Here is a 19924-nt window from a genome sequence, read left to right on the forward strand (position 1 = left end):
AGCGATCTGACTCAGCCGGCGAATCGACGATCGGCCGCGAGGTCCTGCGTGATCCTCGCCGAGGCGGTCCGTAGGACCCGCATGATCGCGGGCACACCTTTCCGGTGCTCCGAATCGATGACGACGCCGAGCCCGGCGATCGCCGCCCCGCCGGCGTCGAAGACAGGAACCGTGATGCCTGTCGTGCCCTCATCGATATGGCCGGAGAGCTCGGCGAAATGGTGAGAGCGGATCGAGGTGAACATCGTGCGCAGGGCGGCAGGATCCGTCGTCGTCTTCTCCGTGAGTGCGGCCAGCGGACCCCGCAGGTACGCCTCACGCTGATGCTTCGGGGCATAAGCCAAGAGCACGAGTCCACACGATGACGCATGAGCCGGCAGCCGACCGGCGGTCTTCGAACGGTGGATGACCGCATTCGGCGCCGACATGCGCTCGATGATGAGCACCTCGCGTTCCCGCAGAATGCCCAACTGGGTGTTCTCACCGACGAACTCGTGTACACCCATCATGTGCGGCCTGGCCACAGAAGCCAGATCGACGGCATCGGAGGCGCGGTTCGACAGCTCCCACATCCCGACGCCGATCCGGATGCGACCGTTGGGGTCGCGCTGGAGCAGATCGTGACGCATCATCTCACCGATGAGTCGGTAGGCCGTCGACTTCGGCAGTTCGGCACGCTCGGCGATCTCGTCGGTGCTCAGGCTCTGATGGTCCGGGTCGAAGGATGCGAGCACGCGCACGAGCCGATCGATCATCGAGTCGCCGGAAGGAGAGTTCGCCATGCCTCGGATTCTAGCGGCTCTCAGTTGAAATTCTCAATGAATGGGATCACTGTGGATTCGGGTGGTGCGCATCACTACTCTGACGAGAGGTGCACCACAGTCCTTCGTTGATTGTGCCCGAATTACAGTTCGTTTCACGGAGCCTGGGATCGCTGCCGACACGCGAGCTCCACCGAATTCGCTACAGACACGACCCGCCCCGACAAAGAAGTGAGGACAGACTATGACCGATTTCCTGGGAACCGACTGGCACGAGAAGATCTTCACTGGCACCTGGACCGCCGGCTCCGGAGAGACCTACGACGTCATCGAACCTGCCACCGGTGAGACCCTCGGCCGTCTCGGTGCCGCCAGCGCCGACGATGTCACCGCCGCCGCCACGCGAGCCGCCGCTGCACAGAAGGAATGGGCGAAGACCACTCCTGCCGAACGGGCCGCAGTGCTGCGCCGCGCCGGTGCTCTGTGGGCCGAACACGCCGATGAGATCGCCGGATGGATTATCCGCGAAGCCGGCTCCATCCCGCCGAAGGCCGCACTCGAGATCTCCTCCGCCGAAGCCATCTGCTACGAATCCTCCGCCCTGCCCAGCCACCCCAAGGGGCAGGTGCTCACCTCGAACGAACCCCGCTGGTCCTTCGCCCGTCGGGTGCCCGCCGGAGTCGTCTCCGTCATCGCCCCGTTCAACTTCCCCCTCATCCTCGCCATGCGCTCGGTCGCCCCGGCCCTGGCCCTGGGCAACGCGGTCCTGCTCAAGCCGGACCCGCGCACCGCCGTGTGCGCCGGAGTGGCGATCGCGAAGGTCTTCGCCGAGGCGGGCCTGCCCGAAGGACTGCTCCAGGTGCTGCCCGGCGGCCTCGACGCCGGTGAAGCCGTCGTCGCCGCACCCGAGGTCTCCGTCATCTCCTTCACCGGATCCACCGCGGCCGGACGCAAGGTCGGCGAAGCCGCCGGTCGCCTCCTCAAGCGCTGCCACCTCGAACTCGGTGGAAACAATGCGCTCGTCGTCCTTCCCGGTGCCGAGGTCGGTCCGGCCACCTCGGCGGGGGCCTTCGGATCGTGGATGCACCAGGGCCAGATCTGCATGACCACCGGTCGCCACCTTGTCCACGACTCCATCTATGACGACTACGTCGAGCAGCTGGCCGAACGCGCCCGCAGCCTGCCGGTGGGCAATCCCGCCACCGAGGAGGTCGCAATCGGCCCGATCATCGACGAGAAGCAGCGCACCCACGTCCGTGACATCCTCGACAAGGCCACCGCCGACGGTGCGAGGCTCGTCGCCGGAGGACCGGGCGAAGGCGCCTTCATCCCACCGACGGTGCTCACCGACCTGAGCCCCTCGAACCCGGCCTGGGCCCAGGAGATCTTCGGACCCGTCGCACCCGTCGCCCGCTTCTCCACCCTGGAGGAGGCGGCCGCAATGGTCAACGACAGTGAATACGGGCTCTCGCTCGGCATCCTCGGCGATGTGGGGATGGCCATGGAACTCGCCGACCTCGTCGACACCGGCAAGACCCACATCAACGAACAGACCGTCTCCGACGAAGCCAACGTCCCCTTCGGCGGGACGAAGGACTCCGGCAACGGATCACGATTCGGCGGGGCCGAGGCGAATATCGAAGCCTTCACCGAAACCCAATGGGTGACGATGCGCTCGTCCATCGCGCCCTACCCGTTCTGACCTGCACGACACCACCTCGGAGACATCGATGTCCGCAACCACCCCATCCGCATCCGCGACCGGTTCCGCCTCGGCGGGTCGCTGGCCGGCCGTCCTGTGCTGGCTGGCCGTCGCTTTGGAGGGCTTCGACCTCGTCGTCCTCGGCGCAGTCATCCCCGAGCTGCTGGCCACTGAGGCCCTCGGATTCACCCCCGAGGCGGCCACGATGGTGGCGACGCTCAGCCTCGTGGGCGTTGGCCTCGGCGCCGTGTCCGTCGGCCCCGTCGTCGACCGGATCGGACGCCGGTGGACGATCATCGGCTGTGTCATCGGCTTCAGCGTCTTCACCCTGCTCGTCGCGTTCGCCCCGAACGTCGCACTGTTCACCATCTACCGGTTCATCGCCGGACTCTTCCTCGGTGCCGTGATGCCCAGTGCGCTCGCCTACATCAGCGAGTACAACAAGTCCGGCAAGACGGGCAAGGCCACGACCCTGACGATGACCGGCTACCACGCCGGTGCGGTGGCGATCTCCCTGCTCGCCGTCGCCTACTCCCACAACTGGCACCTGCTCTTCCTCGCCGGAGGTGTGGCGGGACTGCTTATGGTCCCGCTGTTGCTGTGGAAGCTGCCCGAATCCGAGGTGTTCCTCATCGCTCAGGAACTCAAACGCAATCCGGCGGCCGCGCAGGCGAAGGACGCAGACGCCGCCGATCCGGCCGGCACTGTCGACGCACAGGCGAAGACCGGAATGGCCGGACTCTTCTCAGGCAAGCTCGCGCTGGTGACCATCGGCGTGTGGGCGGCGAGCTTCATGGGCCTGCTGCTCGTCTACGGACTCAACACCTGGCTGCCGAAGATCATGGCCGATGCCGGCTACGAGGTCTCTGATTCGCTGGTCATGCTCTTCGTCATGAACATCGGCGCCGTCGTCGGGCTCGTCCTGGCCGGCTGGTTGGCCGACAGGCACGGGACGAAGAAGATCGTGCTCATGTGGTTCGTCCTCGCCGCGATCTTCCTCGCCGCACTGTCGATCCCGATGACCAGCCAGGTCCTGCTCAATATCGCCGTGTTCATCACCGGAGTCTTCGTCTTCTCCGCCCAGGTGCTCGTCTACGCCTTCGTCTCGTCCGTCTACCCGCCTCAGGCCCGCGGCACCGCGCTGGGCATGGCCTCGGGAATCGGGCGGATCGGTGCCATCGTCGGCCCCTTCATCACCGGTGCCCTCGTCACCGCAGGCATCGCCTACCCGTGGGGCTTCTACCTCTTCGCCGTCGTCGCTATGTTCGGCTTCGCGGCCATGGCGATCGTGCCGAGATCCGTACGCTGAGTCCGCTGGCATCCGTGCAGTGACGTCAGTGGGGTTCGCTACGCTGAGCCCATGACTCGGTGGATCGATGCCACGTTCGTTCGCGGCGGCACAAGCAAAGGACTGTTCTTCAGCGAATCCGCGCTGCCGTCGCTGAACGCGGACCGGGATACAGCGGTTTGGGACCGGCTCTTCACCTCGGCGATGGGCTCGCCCGATCCGTTCGGCCGTCAGCTCGACGGAATGGGCGGGGGAGTCTCTTCTCTGTCCAAGATCGTCGTCGTGGCCGCCTCGGCGAGGGACGGGGTCGACCTCGACTACACGTTCGGTCAGGTCTCCGTCACCGAGGCGACCGTCGACTACTCCGGCAACTGCGGAAATCTGTCCTCCGGGGTCGTGCCCTTCGCCCTGTCGGCCGGGCTGATCTCCGCAGCCGATGGACGGCATGTCTTTCGGCTGTTCAACACGAACACGCAGAAACTCGTCGACGTCGGACTGGGCGTCGTCGACGGACAGGCCGACGTCACGGGCGATCTGGTGCTGCCCGGAGTCAGCGGAACAGGTTCGCCTATCGAACTCATCTACCCCGACCCGGCTGGCAGCCGCACCGCCGGACTTCTGCCGACAGGAAAGGCAGCCGAGTCCATCACCGCCGGTGGGGCGATGTTCGAGGTCAGCCTCGTCGACGCCACCCTGCCCGTCGTCATCGTCCCGGGCGCGGCGGTCGGGCTCAAGGGCACCGAATCGCCGGAGGAGATCGACGCGAACTCGCACGCGATGGGCATGATCGCGGAGCTGCGCCGCAACGCCGCCGTGCGGATGGGACTGTGTGAGTCACCGGAGGACGCACCGGACGTCGTGCCGAAGGTCGCCGTGGTCACCGCCCCACAGCCCACACGACTGCTCGACGGAACGACCCTGGCCGCCGAGGAGGCCGACCTGCCCGTGCGAATGATCTCCATGGGGCAGACACACAACGCCGTGCCCGGAACCGGAGCCATGTGCCTGGCCGCGGCCGCGCAGATCCCGGATACGATCATCAACCGCATCATCCGACGCTCCCGGCCCGGGGCTGTCGGGCCGGACGTGCGGCTGGCTACCCCTTCGGGCGTCGTCACGGCCGGTGCCGTCTTCGATGCGGACACGGTGACGGCCACCTCCCTCTTCCGCACTGCGCGAGTGCTCATGCGAGGGCAGGTGGCCGTCACCGACTAGGTGTCACCAGCCGTTGTGGTGACCGTTCTTCCCTGCGTTCTTGCCTCCAGGGTGATCACCGTCGCGGCTGCCCCAATGATTGCCGTTCTTGCCGCCGTTCTTCCCCGCGTTCTTTCCGCCGGGGTGGTCGCTTGAGCCGTCGGCATCCGCGTTATCCCCGGCGTCTGCTCCGGCGTCGTCGTCCCCGCCTTCATCTGAGGGGTCGAAGAGACCGACGACGACCGGATCATGGTCGGAAGCCCGGAACTGGTCCGGAGCGAAGAGGTCGCTGACGTTGTAGTTGAAGCGGCTGTATTCGAGAGCCAGGGACTCGACCGAGTTGATGTTCCAGACATCGGCCCCGGTGACGGAGTCGAAGGCCGTTGCATCCGTGCCTGCACCGTCGGCTTCGTCCGAGGCGTCGAGGGCGAGGACGTGGTCGAGGCTGCCCGTGCGCGAACCATAGACATACGTGGATTCGTCCGTCTTCTCCGCAGCGATGTCCTTGTATCCGGCCTCGTAGAAGACCTGCATCGGGTCCTCCTGAGTGTAGGAGTTGAAATCGCCGAGGAGGTAGACCAGGTCGCTGTTCGTTGCCTCCTGTTGGTCACCGGCAAACCCGACGAGCGCTTCGGCCTGCTTCACGCGGTCGGCGTTCGACGCGCCCTGACCGTCACCGGAGTCCTCGTTGCCCGGACCTGACCCGGATCCCTTGGACTTGAAGTGGTTGGAGATCGTCACGAAGGTCTCGTCCTTTTCGATCTCACCGGTACCGTCCTTCGGGGCGAACGCCTGGGACAGGGGTTCGCGGGCATTGGAGAACGCATCCTGATCGTCGAGGATCGTGGATTCGTTCTGCGGGGCCACCTCGGCGGGCTGGTAGATCAATGCCGTGCGGATGACATCCTCATCGGACGGAACGGCGGCAGGGGAGTCGACGAAGTCCCATTTCTCGGTTCCGGCGGCCTCGTTGAGGCGCTTGACCAGGGTCGCCAGGGCATCGTCGCGGTCCTTGCCGAAGGCGGCGGAATTCTCGATCTCCATGAGCGAGACCACCGAGGCGTCGAGCTTGTTGATCGCGGTGATGATCTTCGTCTCCTGACGCTTGAGGCTCTCCGCGTTCGCGGCACCGCGGGCATCGCAGCTGCCGCGGACGGTGATGTGGTTGCCCTCGCGGTCGTCGTAGTACTGGCAGCCAGAGAGCTGGTCGCCGGTGGTGGTGAAGTAGTTGAGGACGTTGAAGCTGGCGAGGCTGACCTGCCCGCCGACGGCCTCGGGGATCTCGGTGCGAGTGTCGGTGAAGGTGGTCGGCTGGACCGCCTCGGCGTTGTCCCCGGTCAGACGGGTCGTCGGCTGGAACCGCCACTTCTCGTGATCGAAGCCGAGCACGACGGGGGAGGTGAAGCTCGCCTGCGCACCGACGCGGACCGGGTCCTCCTTGCTGAGGTAGGGCAGGGGGATGTCCTTGTCGGCTTTGAGGAAGTTCACGGTGGCGCCGTCGTCGAGGACGACCTCACGGTCGAGGTTCTCGGCTTCCATAGCCTTTGCCTCGGGGGTGCCGGGGCGGTGGACGTCGGTGGGCTGGGGCAGTGTGCCGTCACCGGTGGCGAGGACGACCTCACCGTACGTGTTCGTGTTGTAGTTGTCGGCGACGGTCAGCGATTCGCTCGGCTGGACGAGCATGCCTTCGAGCGATTCGCGCTTCTCGTCCCCGGCAGGAAAGGCGCCTTCGACGGGTTTGACCGCCTCGGCGGGTTCGTCGACTGTTTTGAGACCGGACGCGGATACGGAGATCTGAGTCTGCCCGTAGTGTTCGGACACGGTGCCGGTGACCTCGACGTGGTCGTCGATGCTGATATCGGCAACGGTGTCGGGGGAGTAGACGAAGATGCCGTCGGAGGCGGCCGGCTTCTCATCGTCGGAACCTGCTCCGCCGGTGCCCGGAGTCTGGATGTAATAGCCGTTCAGCCCGCCCTCGGGGTAGGCGGCGGTGACGACACCGCGGGTGGTCACGGTCTTGCCTTGGATGGGGCTGGCGTCGCCCGTGCCCTGGATGTCGGCGATCGGCGTGACGCCTTCGGGAGTTTCGCCGTCGTCGCCGTCGTCGCTGCTGTCGGGTAGGGCGTTCGGGGTGGGCGCCGCCGACGTCCATGCGTCGCCGGTGAGCTGGATCGACTGGCTGCCGGCGGCCGTCGCGCCGGTTGGTTCGGCCTCCTGTCCGACGACCGGTGCGGGAGTATAGACGTTCTTCGTGCCGGTGACGCCCTTGCCATCGATGACGCCGCCGATCTGCTGGAAGTCGACCAGTTCGCCGTTCTCGTCGATGATGAAGGCGCTCGAACCGTATTCGCCATCGGCGGCCGAGCCGGCCTTGACGGAGTTCGTGATCGGCACGTCGATGGCCACGGCACCGGAGTCACCGACCGTCGTGTCCTCGGGCGCGGTGATCGTGTTCTCCTGCGCATAGACGCTGCCGCCGCGAGTCACCGAGCCGAAGGTCCAGCCCGAGACATCGGTGCCGGGGTCGGCGGCGATCTCGATGAAGTCGGTCTCGAGGGTGTAGGCGATTTCGGAGATGCGGATGTCGCTGTCTGCGGCCGGGGCCGCGATGGCGGGAGCCGCCGGGAGGACGAGAGCGGCCGCGAGGCTGAGTCTCGCGGTGGAGGACGCCGTCTTCGAGACGTTCATAGGAGCCTTTCATGATGACAAATCACAGCGCACGGATCGCGGCGCAATCTCTTGCACAGTATCCGGATGCATGTCGACATCGGTGTCGATCATGTGAATACGATGTGAACTGACTGTACTACGGCTCCCGACGACGTGGCTTCAGTGTGGGCTATCGCGGCCGAGGGCGCGACGGAGTGAAGTACCAGTGACTCGGAATGGAAAGCAGTTCCCCTCCGCAGGTGTCCTCAAGTGCAGCCGCTGCGCCGCTCCCACCGATCAGCTGCGGAAGGCGAATTTCGTCTCAACGAGCTGATGATCGGACGGGAAGCGGTTCTGCCGCTGGTTCGGGATGAGTTCACAGCGGCCGCCTACATCGACGAACCCGTCTTCGACCAGGCCTTCGGCACTGCAGCCGCGAATCACGCTGTCGACGATGTCGAGGCCACGGGAGAATATGAAATCGATGCGATCACGAGGTTCGGCGCCGTCGGTGCGGCCCGGTTCGGGCTTCTCCTCATGACCGGCACGGGTGAGCGGTTCGATCGGAGACCAGGTATCGGCCGGCGCAGCGACGGGGTCGGGGTGGATCGCGCGGAAGGTGTCGGTGAATCCGGCGGCCAGCAGCGCATCGGGAGAGCGCCAGGCGATATCGGGTCGGTCGGTGCGCGCCGCCCAATCCCCGGTGGACGGGGTGTTGAAATCACCGCAGATGACCACTGGCAGGTCCTCCTCGCCGACCTCAGCGCTGATGCGGGCAGTTTCGGAGAGGATCTCTTCGATCTGCTGCAGACGAGGAGCTTCCTCGGCATCGGCGACCTCTTGGCCCTCACCCTGCAGGGCTCGGTAGACCGCATAGGGGTACGGCGCGAGGTGGACGGACCACACGAGGAACCGCGACGAGTCCGGCAGCGGTCGCACGAGTGCGGCCTGAGCGTAGGGCAGCGTGCTGGTGTCCACCGGCGTCAGCTGCCCGGTGCTGAGCACGGCTGTATCCCATCCGCGCTGGGCATGATCCGCCAGGAGCTTCGGGGCCAGGTTCTCCGCAGCGCTGCCCCAGCACTCCTGCAGCGCCAGGACGTCTGCCGGGAACTGCGCTGCGATCGCGTACTGCTTCTCCTGGCCGAAGTCGACTTCTCGACCGCCGTACCAGACGTTCCATGTCTGCAGGGTGAAAGTGGTCTCAGCGGGCATGGGATCTTCTCCAATGATCGGCATCGGGTGGGTGGTCAGTTGTCGGAGTCGAGGAGGAGCGTGCGGGTTCGGGAGTCGAAGCGCAGCTGGGCGAAGTGCCGCAGCCGCACCTCGCCGGCCAGTTCGATGCTGGGATCGCTGTTGACTCCGATCACCGTGCATCCGGCCGTGTGAGCTGCCTGTGACCCCACCGGTGAGTCCTCGAAGGCGACCACCGCAGAGGCGGCCAACCCGAGTCGCTGTGCGGCCAGTAGGTAGGGGTCCGGCGCCGGTTTGCCCTGGTCGACATCGTCGATAGTGATGATCGCGTCGAAGAGGTCGAGCATGCCTGCTCGCTCGAGGAGGCCGCGCACGTCGCCGCTGCGACCGTTGCTGGCCACGGCGATCGGGATGCTGCCTGACAGTGATGCCACGAGTTCGGGGGCACCGGGCATGGGCGCTGTGACGTGTTCCAGAGCGGCGCTGTAAGCGCGGTCGACCTCCTCGGCTGTCGGCGGTCGGACATCGCTGGGGGAACCGAGGCTCTTATGCAGCTGCTGCAGTCGCGCCACGGCTTCGGCTGCTGTGAGTCCGCGAAGATCCTCGGCTGCGGTGTCGTCTGCGGCCATCGACTCCAGGTAGTCTCCCATGAGTTCGATCCAGGGCGCTTCGGAGTCGACGAGGATACCGTCGCAGTCGAAGACTGCACCGGAGAAGCCGGTGATAGAGCCGCTCATGCGCGGAGTCCTTCGGTGCCATTGCGGCCCTGGCGCAGTGCGGGCTCGGCGGTGACGGAGGCGTCGATGCGCAGTCCCGGTCGCATGGCGTCGGCGTCAGCGGAGGCCAGCGATGCCGACCACTGTGCGCTGTGGTCGCCGGGCAGACCGAGGTGGACCATCGTGCGCTCGCCGGTGTAGGTGCTGTGCTTGACTTCGAGGAAGCCGTCAGCGGCCGCGGTGATCGCGAGGTTCTCGGGCCGGACGAAGACGGTGTCATCGGGTGTGGGTTCAACGGGCAGGCGGTCCCGGATCGTCCAATCGCGGCCGACGGCGAACTCATTGATCGATCCGACGAAGCGGGCGACGAATGCGGTGGCGGGGGAGGAGTACACCTCGCGAGGGGCGGAGTACTGCTCGATCCTGCCGCCGTTCATCACGGCCACACGGTCGGCGATCGCCAGCGCCTCTCCCTGATCGTGTGTGATGAAGACCGTGGTGGTGCCCAGCGCCTGCTGCACCCGCCGGATCTCCTCACGCAGTGAGGAACGGACCGAGGCGTCGAGTGCCGACAGCGGCTCGTCGAGTAGAAGGACCTTCGGCTGGGTGGCCAATGCGCGGGCCAGAGCCACGCGCTGCTGCTGGCCTCCCGAGAGCTGATGCGGGAAGCGGCCGCCCATGCCGGTCAGCCCGCAGATCTCGAGGAGTTCCTCGGTGCGTCGGCGCCGTGCTCCGGCATCGACCTTGCGGATCTGCAGACCGTATTCGATGTTGTCGCTGACACTGAGGTTGGGGAACAGGCTGTAGCTCTGGAACACCATGCCCATGTCCCGGCTGTTCGGCGGCAGTTTCAGTACGGATTCGCCGCCGACGAGCACGTCACCTCCGTTGACCGGTTCGAAACCGGCGAGGATGCGCAGAGTCGTCGTCTTGCCGCAGCCCGAAGGGCCGAGGAAGCTGACCATGCTGCCGGCCTCGATGTCGATGTTGAAGTCCTTGAGCACCTCGGTGCTGCCATAGGACTTGTCCACGTGCTCGAAGCGCACGGACGCGGGCTCGTTCGACTGCTCGGGGCCCGCGGGCGATGGTCGAGTGCGGTCAGAGATAGTCATGAGGTCACAGCGTCCTTTCTTGAGGCGGCGGCCGAAGCGGGGGCCGGGTCGCCGGCCTCGGTCTCATCGTCTTCGCTCACAGCGTTCGGTCGGTGACCGAAGCGCGATGCGCTCACGGTTGCAGCGGCCAAGAGCAGCCACGTGGTGAGGTTGAGCAGCACGGACAGCGTGATCGAACCGCGGAAGTTCGTGCTCGAGAGCGTATTGAGGAAGACCGGCAGTGTGTTGATCGACAGGGTCGCGGCCACCGTGTACTCCGCAATGGACAGAGCGAAGGTGAAGAAGAGGGAGAACATCACGGGTCCGCGGATGTTGGGGATGACGACCCGGCGGAGCGTGGTTCCCAGTCCGGCGCCGAGGATCGACGAGGACTCGAAGAGGGTGCGCAGCGGGAGGGTGGATAGTCCGGCATCGATCGACCGGAAGGTGAAGGGAAGACACAGGATGACGTAGGTCCCGACGAGCACGAGCGGCAGGTCCTGAGACTGCAGGATCGTGTTCAGCTGCATGCCGAGGCTGCCGCGTCCCTGGGATGCGAGGCTGCGCAGAACCGCGGAGAGCCCGGCGACGATCGCGATCGCCGGGACGACCAGCGGAAGAGTGCACAGGATGCTGAGCACCGACCGCAGCCGAGGGGCCCAGAGGTGGACTGCGACGACGGCGGGAACCAGCGTGAGAACGAGGATGACGGCGGCAAGCACCGACACGATGAGGCTGCGCATGAGCGGGGCGACGATCTTGCCGGAGTCGGCCAGGCCGGTGAGCCCTGAGGTGGTGAAGCTGCCATCGGCGCGGAAGAACGAATAGGTCAGCGAGCTCAGCAGCGGAGTGAGGATGAAGATCGCCAGCGCCACCAGCGGCAGCCAGGCCAAGAACTTCGTCATCCGAGGGGAGCTGTTCAGGTGTTGAGCCACTTGGCGCTCCTCTTCGTCAGTGCGTTGAAGGCGATGAGGACGATGACGGCGATCGCTCCCGTCGTCACGCCCAGGGCCATCGCCACTCCTTCTCCGCCGGTGGCCGCAGAACCTGCGAGCTGGCCGGCGATCTCGAGCGGGATGAGGGGGAAGCCGCCGGTGCCGATGAGCACGGCCGCCGAGGCATGCGTGCCGAAGGCGGAGCCGAACATCAGCAGCCAGGCACCGAGCAGTGCGGGTGTGATCACCGGCAGGCCGACTCGGCGCCAGAAGGTCAGGCCGGTGCCGCCCAAGGAGGTGTTGGCCTCACGCCACTGCTGTCGGAGTGCGACGAAGCTGGGCAGCGTGAGGAGGATCATCGTGGGAATGAGGAAGTACTGGTACATGAGGATCAGACCCTTCACGCTGTAGAGCGTGAATGTCGAATCGACCGCGGTGATCAGCGCGATGAAGTATCCGGTGTTGCCGACTGCGACGATGAAGGAGAACGCCAATGGGACGCCTCCATCATTGGCCAGCACGCTGGAGATGACTGCGGTGATGGAATCGACGATCTTCGACTTCACGGTCGAGATCGCCCAGGCGCAGACACCGCCGAAGACTGCGGCCACAGTGGCGGCGGTGAACGACAGGAGCAGGCTGTTGCCCAGCGCCATCGAACGCGATCCCGAACCCAGCGCCGCGTAGTTGCCGAAGCCGAAGCCCTTCGTGCCCGGTTCGCTGCCGGGAACGAGGAACGAGGTCGCCACCATTCCGCCGATCGGGATCACGAAGAAGAGTACGATGATGACCGTGATCGGGGCCAAGGCGGTCCAGGCAGGTGAGAGCGTTCGCCTGCGCCGGGGACCGGCCGGAGCGGAATCTGCTCCGGCCAGCCCACCGGTGCGCGGCAGTGACTGCGGCGCTGAAGTCATCCGATGGCTTTCGCCCAGTTGTCGGCCAGGACCTTCGACATCGCGTCACGCTGGTCGTTGGTCGGCTGCGGAGCTCTCTGGTCGACCGCGTCATCGAGCAGCTTCGACAGCGCATCCTCGTCGACCGTGCCGGCCTCGACCATGGCGTCGAGGCGACCGGGCATCACATAGCCTTCGAGCAGCAGGTTCTGTCCTTCGTCGCTGAAGACGAATTCCTGCCACAGGCGTGCGACTGCCGGGTGCGGTGCATCATCGTTGACCGAGGCCGCGTAGTACGAGGCGACAGTGCCGTCCGAGGGGATGGAGATCGACATGTCGACCCCTGAGTCAGCGAGGTCGTCCGCCCACTGCAGCAGGAGGTAGTCCCAGTTGATGGCGATCGGTGTCTCCCCGGTCTCGAACGTTCCCGCCTCGACCTCGGTCGGCACGAGATTGCCCTTGTCCGAGAGCTCGGCGAAATAGTCGATGCCCGGCTGGATGTCATCGAGTGATCCGCCGTTGGCCAAAGACGCGGCGACGACGGCCATGAAGCCGGCCTCACCCGTCGTGGGGTTTCCGCGCATGGCGACCTTGCCCTTGTACTCGGGCTCGAGCAGCTCTTCGAAGCTCGTGGGGCACTTCTTCACCGCTTCGGCGTCGCAGCCGATGGCCATGGTTCCGCCGAGGTGGTTGAACCAGGTGCCGTCCGGTGACTTCATGTTCTCGGGGATGTCATCGGCGGTTTCAGGGTAGTACTCGGCGAGCAGGCCCTCTTCGGCGGCATCGACGGCAAAGGATTCGCCCGTGTCGAGATAGTCGAGAGAGGTCTCCTGCCCCTGCCTGTTCTTCACCGCGTTGATGAGGTCCTGGCTCGCGCCGGTCGAGGTGTCGTTGTCGATCTCGATGTCGTACTTCTCCGCGAACGTGTCGAGCAGCCCGCCGTAGTTGGCCCAATCGGGGTAGAGGCCCATGGCGTTGAGCGATCCCTCCGCCTGAGCCGCTTCGACGAGAGCGTCCATGCCCCCGCCGTCTTCGACCGACGTCGCCGCTCGCCAATTGGCGGATTCCTCAGATTCCCCGCTGCCACCGCAGCCGGACAGGGCCGCCAGAGCGCCCACTGCGAGGACAGCTGTGAGCTTTCGTGTGTGTTTGAGCATCGTCGTACTCGCCTTTCGGACTTGTGCGCAAGCGCATGTTGTTTCTCATTCGAGGTGCTTCGATCCCCATCCACGATAGGGAACTGTTCGCAGATAGACAACCCAGGTCACTAGTGAGGATCATTAAGCATATATATCTTCACCAGTGAGGTGTGAACAGAAAGTGACCTGATCGGGGTCGTGCGGGTGAAGACGTGCCGCTCGCTTATGACAGCGAATCAGGATGGAGGGAGAATATGTTTCTGATGCCGTCGTCGGAATGGAGCGTGGGGTAGCGTAGATGCACAGCACCGTATGCGGTGTTGTGCATGTTGGCGGGACTGGAAGGAGACTAGGGCGTGACTAAGTCGCAGCGGCAGCCGTCCGGATCAGCCGGGGCGCGGTACGAGCAGATCGCTGAGCAGATGCGGGAATCGATTCGCACCGGGGCACGTCAGGTGGGGCAGAGCCTCGAATCCGAAGCGGCTCTGGCCGCCGAATACCGAGTCGCTCCCGGCACGGTGCGCGAAGCCCTGCGTCTGCTGGTCAGCGAGGGCACGCTGGGAGGCCGCCGGGGCGCGCGCAAGACGGTGCTGCGACGTCCCCGTCCGGCTGCTGTGGCTGAGGAATTCCGCAGCTTCGCGCAGTGGGCGAGTGCACACGGACGGACTCCCGGCGGTCATGTCATCGAACAGAACTGGCGCATCGCGGGGGAGGAGACGGCCGCGGCGCTCAAAGTCGACCCCCGCGCACGTGTGCTGCGGATTCTGCGTGTGCGTCTGCTCGACGGGGAGAAGGTCATGGTCGAGAGGACGAGCTACCCCGAGCAGCTCGGCGAGATGGTCGAGAAGATTCCCGGTGATGCGGCATCGGTCAGCCGCAGCCTCGCCCAGCAGCACGGAATCGTGTTCGCCGGTGCCGATCATGTCTTCTCAGCCACCGTCTGCGGCCAACAGGACGCTGCCCTCCTGGGTGTCGCCCGCGGGCGACCGTTGCTGCGTCACCTGCGCCGCAGTCGTGACAGCGCGGGCAGGCCGCTGGAGATCTCCGAAGATCGCTATCTGGCCAACATCCTGTCCGTGGCGATGTCGAACGGCCGCAACGTCAATCCGATCAGCTGGCTGACCGCCGACGAGCAGAACTGGTTCTGAGGTCCTCGCAGGCTGCGTGAAGCCACAGACGAAGGCGGCCCGGCTCCCCTTGCGAGGAGCCGGGCCGCCTTCAGTGAGAGGCTCGCGTTCAGCCCTTGAGTTCGGCGGCGAGCTCGTGGAAGTCACGGCTCGGGTTGCCGAAGCGGTGCAAGGTCATCGACACCGCCTGCTCCTGCACGTAGTAGCGCAGCTCCACACGTCCCGATGTGGTCACCGGCTCATCGATGATCGCGACCTCCGGGCGAGGCGCGGCCGCAGCCAGCAGCTCGTCCTCGAACCGACCGAGCACGCGGATGCGAGCCCCCACGGTGTCGTCGTAGCGACCCTGGCCGACCATCTCGGCGAACTCGGCGGCAGTCTCGGTGCGGGCGGGAACACCGGCATTCGTCACGGCGATCTTCACTTCTGCGGGCACATCCTCGGCCACGGACAGCTGCACCGGCGAGTCCACCGTGCGGGCTGCGTGCAGGGAGCGTTCGAGGTCGAACAGGCTCGCCTCGGCGGTCACGCGCAAGGTGACCGGGCGGGGGCGGTAGCGGAAGATGTTCGCCTCCGCGCGCAGCCCTGTGTGGTCCTTCGCCGCACCGAATTCGGCGTCGAACCAGCGCTTGTCATCGGCCTTCGCCGCCTCGAGGTCCTGGCCGCCGGCATCGGCGAAGTGGCCGAAGAGCATGAGGTAGTTCGGGCCGCCTGCCTTCGACCCCAGCCCTACCGAGGACTGCTTCCAGCCGCCGAAGGACTGCCGGCGCACGATCGCACCGGTGATTCCGCGGTTGACGTAGGCATTGCCGACCTCGACGCGGTCGAGCCAGGTGGCGACCTCCTCGGGGTCGAGGGAATGGATGCCGCCGGTGAGGCCGAAGTCCACGGCATTCTGGAACTCGATGGCCTCATCGAGGTCCTCGGCATGCATGAGACCGAGCACCGGACCGAAGACTTCGGTGAGGTGGAAGAACGAACCGGGCTTGACCCCGTCCTTGATCCCCGGGCTCCACAGGCGACCCGTATCGTCGAGCTGCTTGGGCTCGAGCAGCCAGGACTCGCCGGGCTCCAGCGTCGTCAGAGCCCGACGCAGCTTGTCCGAGGGGTCCTCCGTCAGCGGGCCCATGGTCGATGCGAGGTTCGCCGGCCAATCGACGACCATCGACGAGGCGGCATCGATGAGCTGGCGACGGTAGCGCTCGGAATCGTAGGTCGATCCGACCATGATCCCCAACGAGGCGGCCGAACACTTCTGCCCGGCATGCCCGAACGCCGAGTACACGAGGTCGGCCATGGCGAGGTCCCGGTCCGCCGCCGGGGTGATGACCAGGGCGTTCTTGCCCGAGGTCTCGGCATTGACGTGGAGTTCGGGACGGAAGGACTTGAACATCGCCGCGGTCTCCGACGCGCCGGTGAGGATGACCCGGTCGACATCAGGATGCGAGACGAGATGCTGGCCGAGCTCCCGCTCGATCGGTGCGCACAGCTGCAGCACGTCCTTGGGCACTCCGGCCTGCCACAGGCAGTCGACGATGAGTGCAGAACAATGCGGCGTCGGCTTCGAAGGCTTGTGGATGACCGCCGAACCGGCAGCGAGAGCCGCAACGGTGCCGCCGGTGGGAATCGCCACGGGGAAGTTCCACGGGGGAGTGATGACGACCAACTCATCGGGAGTGAAGGTCGCACCCTCAAGGTTCTCGAGTTCGAGCGAGTTCAGCGCGTAGTAGCGGATGAAGTCGATGGCCTCGGACACCTCGGGGTCGGACTGCGACGGCATCTTGCCGACCTCGGCGGCCTCGACGGCGATGAACTCGCCGCGACGGGCCGCGAAGATATCCGCGGCTCGGTGGAGGATCTCGGCGCGACCGGCGGCGCCGAGGGCCCGCCAATCCGCAGCGGCGGCGCGACCGCGGGCGATCATCTCATCGAGTGCGGCCGACGATTCGACCTTGGGCGCGTTCGGACGGTCGTCGAGGTAGCCGGGGGCGGTCGCCTCGGCGATGATTGTGCGCACCCACTCCTGGTTGGCCGGAAGGGACGGGTCGGTGTCGGGTTCATTGAAGAACTGGGTCGGCACCACGGTCTCGCCGAGTGTTTCGGTCGACCGGTTCTGGTGGCGGTTCGGGGCCGGTGCAGTTTCGCCCTCGGTCTCTAGGATCGATTCGAGCTGGTTGACGGACGCGGTGAACCGGTCGGCTTCGCGCTTGAACACGTCGTTGCCGTTGGCGAGGTCGAAGATGCCGGACATGAAGTTCTCGGACGCAGAGTTCTCCTCGAGCCTGCGCACGAGGTAGGAGATCGCGACGTCGAACTCCTTCGGATGCACGGCCGGAACGTAGAGGAGGAGGTCTCCGACGTCCTCGGTCACGGCCGCTGCCTGCTCGCTGGCCATGCCCTGGAGCATCTCGAACTCGACGCGGTCGGTCACCGAGCGTTCGACGGAGAGGTGGTGGGCGAAGGCGATGTCGAAGAGGTTGTGCCCGGCCACGCCGATGCGCAGGCCCTTCATCCGCTCTGGGGTGAACAGCCAATGCAGGACCCGCTTGTAGTTCGCATCCGTGGACCGCTTCGAATCGCACGTCGTGGCAGGCCAGCCCGCGATCTCGGCATGCACGGTCTCCATCGCGAGGTTCGCGCCCTTGACGAGGCGGACCTTGATCCCGACTCCGCCGTTCTCGACGCGACGGGAAGCGAATTCGCTCAGCCGCTGCACGGCGCCGAGCGCATCGGGCTGGTAGGCCTGGATGACGATTCCGGCCTCGAGATCCTTGAACTCCGGTTCGGAGAGCAGGCGCGTGAACACCGCGATCGTCAGTTCGAGGTCCTGATACTCCTCCATGTCGAGGTTGACGAACTTCGCACCGGTCGGGGCCTTCGCGGCTTGGCTGTAGAGCGGACGGAGGCGGTCGACGACGTAGTCGACGGTCTCGTCGAAGGCCCACATCGAGATCTGCGAAGCCACGGAGGAGACCTTCACCGACACGTAGTCGACATCGTCGCGGGCGAGCAGCCGGTGGGTCTGCTCCAGGTGGTTGTCGGCTTCACCGTCACCGAGCACGGCCTCGCCGAGGAGGTTGATGTTGAGCCGGTGACCGTCGGCGGTGAGCGCGGCCACGGTCTTGCCGAACTGCTTGTCCCGGGCGTCGACGACCATATGCCCGACCATCTGACGCAGGCGAGTGCGGGCGGCGGGCACGACGACCTGCGGGGCGATCTTGGCCAGCGCGGCACCGGCCTTGATCTGCGCGCGGTCGAGGTACGACATCGTCTCCGGCGCCAGCTTGCCGACCTCGGCCAGCGCGTCGGCGGCGGCGTGGACATCATCGGTGCGCACGACCCGATCGACGAACCCGACAGTGAAGTCGAGGCCGTTGTCATCGGAGAGGACAGCGGAGAGGCGTTCGGCTGCGGGGTTCTTCGCCGTGGTCATCGACGTCGACACTCGCAGCCACCGGCGGACGGTGTCGATCGACTGGGCGGTGAGCGAGTCGAGGTCGGTTTCGGTGTGCAGCAACTGTGCTCCTTCGGTGCTCGGATTCGGTGCTCTCACGTATCGGCGCTGACCGTGGAGCCGGGGTGTGAGATCAGTATGCGCCGCCGAAATCCGGGGGTGAAGAGATGGAGTGGAACGCCGAGAATGTTTGAGTCAGAAGTCCTAAGATAGAGGGATGTATTCCGCTGAGTTCCGTCGTGACGCGGTGTCGCTGCTGACGACATCGACCCTCGCCGAGGCGGCCGCGCGCACGGGTGCATCACCGTCGACCCTGCGTCGCTGGGCGAGTCGATCCGACCTTGAGGATCGCCCCCGCAGCGGTCGCCCGCCGATCCAGGAGACCGCCGACCGGGTCGTCGAGGCCCTCGTCGCGACCGCAGGAGCCAGGATCTCCGGGCGAGACTATTCGACCCGTGCCCTGGCCGAGGCAACGGGGCTGAGTCAGAGCATCGTCTCTCGGTCGGTGCGGGCGCTGACGATCCCCGTCACCGAGGTGGCCGGCGGTTCCGAACTCGTCCTCGCGGCCAGCGGGTTTCCCCTCGTCATCGTCGGCGTTCGCAGAATCGATGCAGGTGGGGCAGGTAGCCGTGACGAGTCAGCGACGATCGTCCCGCCTCGGCGGGTCCAACGACGCATCGCCGGAATCACCGCGGCCCTGCGGATTGCGGGAGTCGGGCGGTGGGCACAGCGCTTCGACAGCGAGCATCGACAGGTGCCCACCGCCGAACTGCTCGGCCTGCTCGACGGTGACGGTGACTTCCTCGTCTTCGACCCCCTCGGCGAGGTTCCTGACGACCTCTCCGACGGGTCGGGAGCCCGGGTGGCGGTGTGTGCGGATTTCGACGATTTCGTCAGCGCACTCAAGAGCCGCCTCGGCGAGTGTCAGGACATTCCCGGGTCCCTTCTCGATCTGCTGGCCGACCGCGTCCGGCACGGACTCGAAGGAGTGCTGTGGCGGGAATCGGTCCCCTACGAGCCTCAGAGAACTTCCATCACTTCTGACTCAATGGAGATCTCGTCATGGCTGCCGAAGGAGACGCGATCGATCACCGAACACCTGGCGATCGCACTGCGTGAGGAGATCATCGACTCCGGATACGAACCCGGCGATCGGATCAATCCGCGCCTGCTGTCGCGTCGCATGCAGGTGCCCAGGGCCTCGGTCGACGCGGCGCTGCGACGGATGGTCGATGACAAACTCCTCGACGGCTCTCGCGGCGGTGCACGGATCCCCTTGATCACGACGGTCGACGTGCTCGACCTCTATGCCGCGCGCATGGCCATCGGGGAGGTCGTGCTCCGATCCTTGGCCCTGCGTCCGCAGCGCTACCTCGTGCCGGTGCAGCTGGCTCTGCGGCAGGTCGAGGCCTCGGCGCCGACGCGCAGCGGAATCGACGTCGAGGACGCCGACCTCCATTTCCAGCAGGAGCTGGCCCGAGCATCGGGGCTGCGGGAATCAGCACGTGCCTTCGAGGCCCTGACTCTGCGGCTGCGTCTGTTCATCTCCATCCTGCAGCTCGACTATTCTCCGGCCAGCGACCGCATCGTCAGCGACGACCGTGCCATGTTCAGCGCGCTGAGCCGAGCGGATGCGAAGACGGCGATCGAGGTCTGGCGCGGCAAGGTCGACAACGCGGTGAGGCATATGGCCGGTCTGCTCGGCAGGCGACGCTTCGACCAGGAGCTGTGGACTCAGCTGACCCGCAGCCTCGGCTGAGCACGGAAGCCGGGAGCCGCCTCGG

General features: G+C 66.0%; 14 protein-coding genes. 5 read left to right on the top strand and 9 right to left on the bottom strand.

The genetic code is table 11. The features are described from left to right. Positions 1-11: 11 nt before the first annotated feature. Positions 12-782 (bottom strand): IclR family transcriptional regulator, encoded by a 771-nt coding sequence (locus tag CXR29_RS03230; protein ID WP_127363884.1) that lies wholly within the window; start codon positions 780-782, stop codon positions 12-14. A gap of 223 nt (positions 783-1005) precedes the next feature. Between CXR29_RS03230 and CXR29_RS03235 the strand changes: the two genes are divergently transcribed. From CXR29_RS03235 to CXR29_RS03245, 3 genes are read left to right on the top strand one after another with little or no spacing between them, the layout of a single operon-like run. Beyond that, complete coding sequence (locus CXR29_RS03235; protein WP_127363885.1) at positions 1006-2463, top strand: benzaldehyde dehydrogenase; 1458 nt, start codon at positions 1006-1008, stop codon at positions 2461-2463. Between the two features lie 28 nt (positions 2464-2491). Beyond that, a complete protein-coding gene (locus tag CXR29_RS03240; protein WP_127363886.1) occupies positions 2492-3772 on the top strand; it encodes an MFS transporter in 1281 nt (426 codons plus the stop codon). A gap of 51 nt (positions 3773-3823) precedes the next feature. After that, positions 3824-4966, top strand: coding sequence for a PrpF domain-containing protein (locus CXR29_RS03245; RefSeq protein ID WP_127363887.1), 1143 nt, complete (start codon positions 3824-3826; stop codon positions 4964-4966). A gap of 3 nt (positions 4967-4969) precedes the next feature. On the opposite strand, the gene CXR29_RS03250 is transcribed toward CXR29_RS03245, so the two are convergent. From CXR29_RS03250 to CXR29_RS03280, 7 genes are all read right to left on the bottom strand, one after another. Further along, positions 4970-7633, bottom strand: a complete 2664-nt coding sequence (locus CXR29_RS03250; protein WP_127363888.1) for an ExeM/NucH family extracellular endonuclease — start codon at positions 7631-7633, stop codon at positions 4970-4972. A gap of 258 nt (positions 7634-7891) precedes the next feature. After that, the gene (locus tag CXR29_RS03255; protein ID WP_164742765.1) at positions 7892-8806 is read right to left on the bottom strand and encodes an endonuclease/exonuclease/phosphatase family protein; all 915 of its coding nucleotides are present in this window, start codon (positions 8804-8806) and stop codon (positions 7892-7894) included. A gap of 35 nt (positions 8807-8841) precedes the next feature. Further along, positions 8842-9522: an HAD family hydrolase gene (locus tag CXR29_RS03260; protein WP_025777027.1), complete on the bottom strand. Its 681-nt coding sequence runs from the start codon at positions 9520-9522 to the stop codon at positions 8842-8844. Beyond that, complete coding sequence (locus CXR29_RS03265) at positions 9519-10613, bottom strand: ABC transporter ATP-binding protein (protein ID WP_127363889.1); 1095 nt, start codon at positions 10611-10613, stop codon at positions 9519-9521. The genes CXR29_RS03260 and CXR29_RS03265 overlap by 4 nt, the downstream gene beginning before the upstream one ends. Then, the gene (locus CXR29_RS03270) at positions 10610-11527 is read right to left on the bottom strand and encodes an ABC transporter permease (RefSeq protein WP_206516253.1); all 918 of its coding nucleotides are present in this window, start codon (positions 11525-11527) and stop codon (positions 10610-10612) included. The genes CXR29_RS03265 and CXR29_RS03270 overlap by 4 nt, the downstream gene beginning before the upstream one ends. After that, positions 11512-12441 carry an ABC transporter permease gene (locus CXR29_RS03275; RefSeq protein ID WP_127363890.1) on the bottom strand — a complete coding sequence of 310 codons (930 nt, stop codon included), beginning with the start codon at positions 12439-12441 and terminating at the stop codon, positions 11512-11514. Before CXR29_RS03275 ends, CXR29_RS03270 begins: the two co-directional genes overlap by 16 nt. Next, positions 12438-13577, bottom strand: a complete 1140-nt coding sequence (locus CXR29_RS03280) for an ABC transporter substrate-binding protein (protein WP_127363891.1) — start codon at positions 13575-13577, stop codon at positions 12438-12440. The genes CXR29_RS03275 and CXR29_RS03280 overlap by 4 nt, the downstream gene beginning before the upstream one ends. Before the next feature lie 338 nt (positions 13578-13915). Between CXR29_RS03280 and CXR29_RS03285 the strand changes: the two genes are divergently transcribed. Then, positions 13916-14707, top strand: coding sequence for a GntR family transcriptional regulator (locus tag CXR29_RS03285; protein ID WP_127363892.1), 792 nt, complete (start codon positions 13916-13918; stop codon positions 14705-14707). Positions 14708-14795: 88 nt separating this feature from the next. Here the strand turns inward: CXR29_RS03285 and CXR29_RS03290 are convergent, their stop codons facing one another. Beyond that, entirely contained in the window at positions 14796-18203 is a 3408-nt protein-coding gene (locus tag CXR29_RS03290; protein WP_206516254.1) for a bifunctional proline dehydrogenase/L-glutamate gamma-semialdehyde dehydrogenase, read from the bottom strand. A 154-nt stretch (positions 18204-18357) separates the two neighbouring features. Here CXR29_RS03290 and CXR29_RS03295 point away from each other — a divergent pair, with 154 nt between their 5' ends. After that, a complete protein-coding gene (locus tag CXR29_RS03295; RefSeq protein WP_101554246.1) occupies positions 18358-19899 on the top strand; it encodes an FCD domain-containing protein in 1542 nt (513 codons plus the stop codon). Positions 19900-19924: the final 25 nt, after the last annotated feature.

It is taken from the genome of Brevibacterium linens (assembly GCF_003999335.1).
GTDB lineage: Bacteria > Actinomycetota > Actinomycetes > Actinomycetales > Brevibacteriaceae > Brevibacterium > Brevibacterium linens.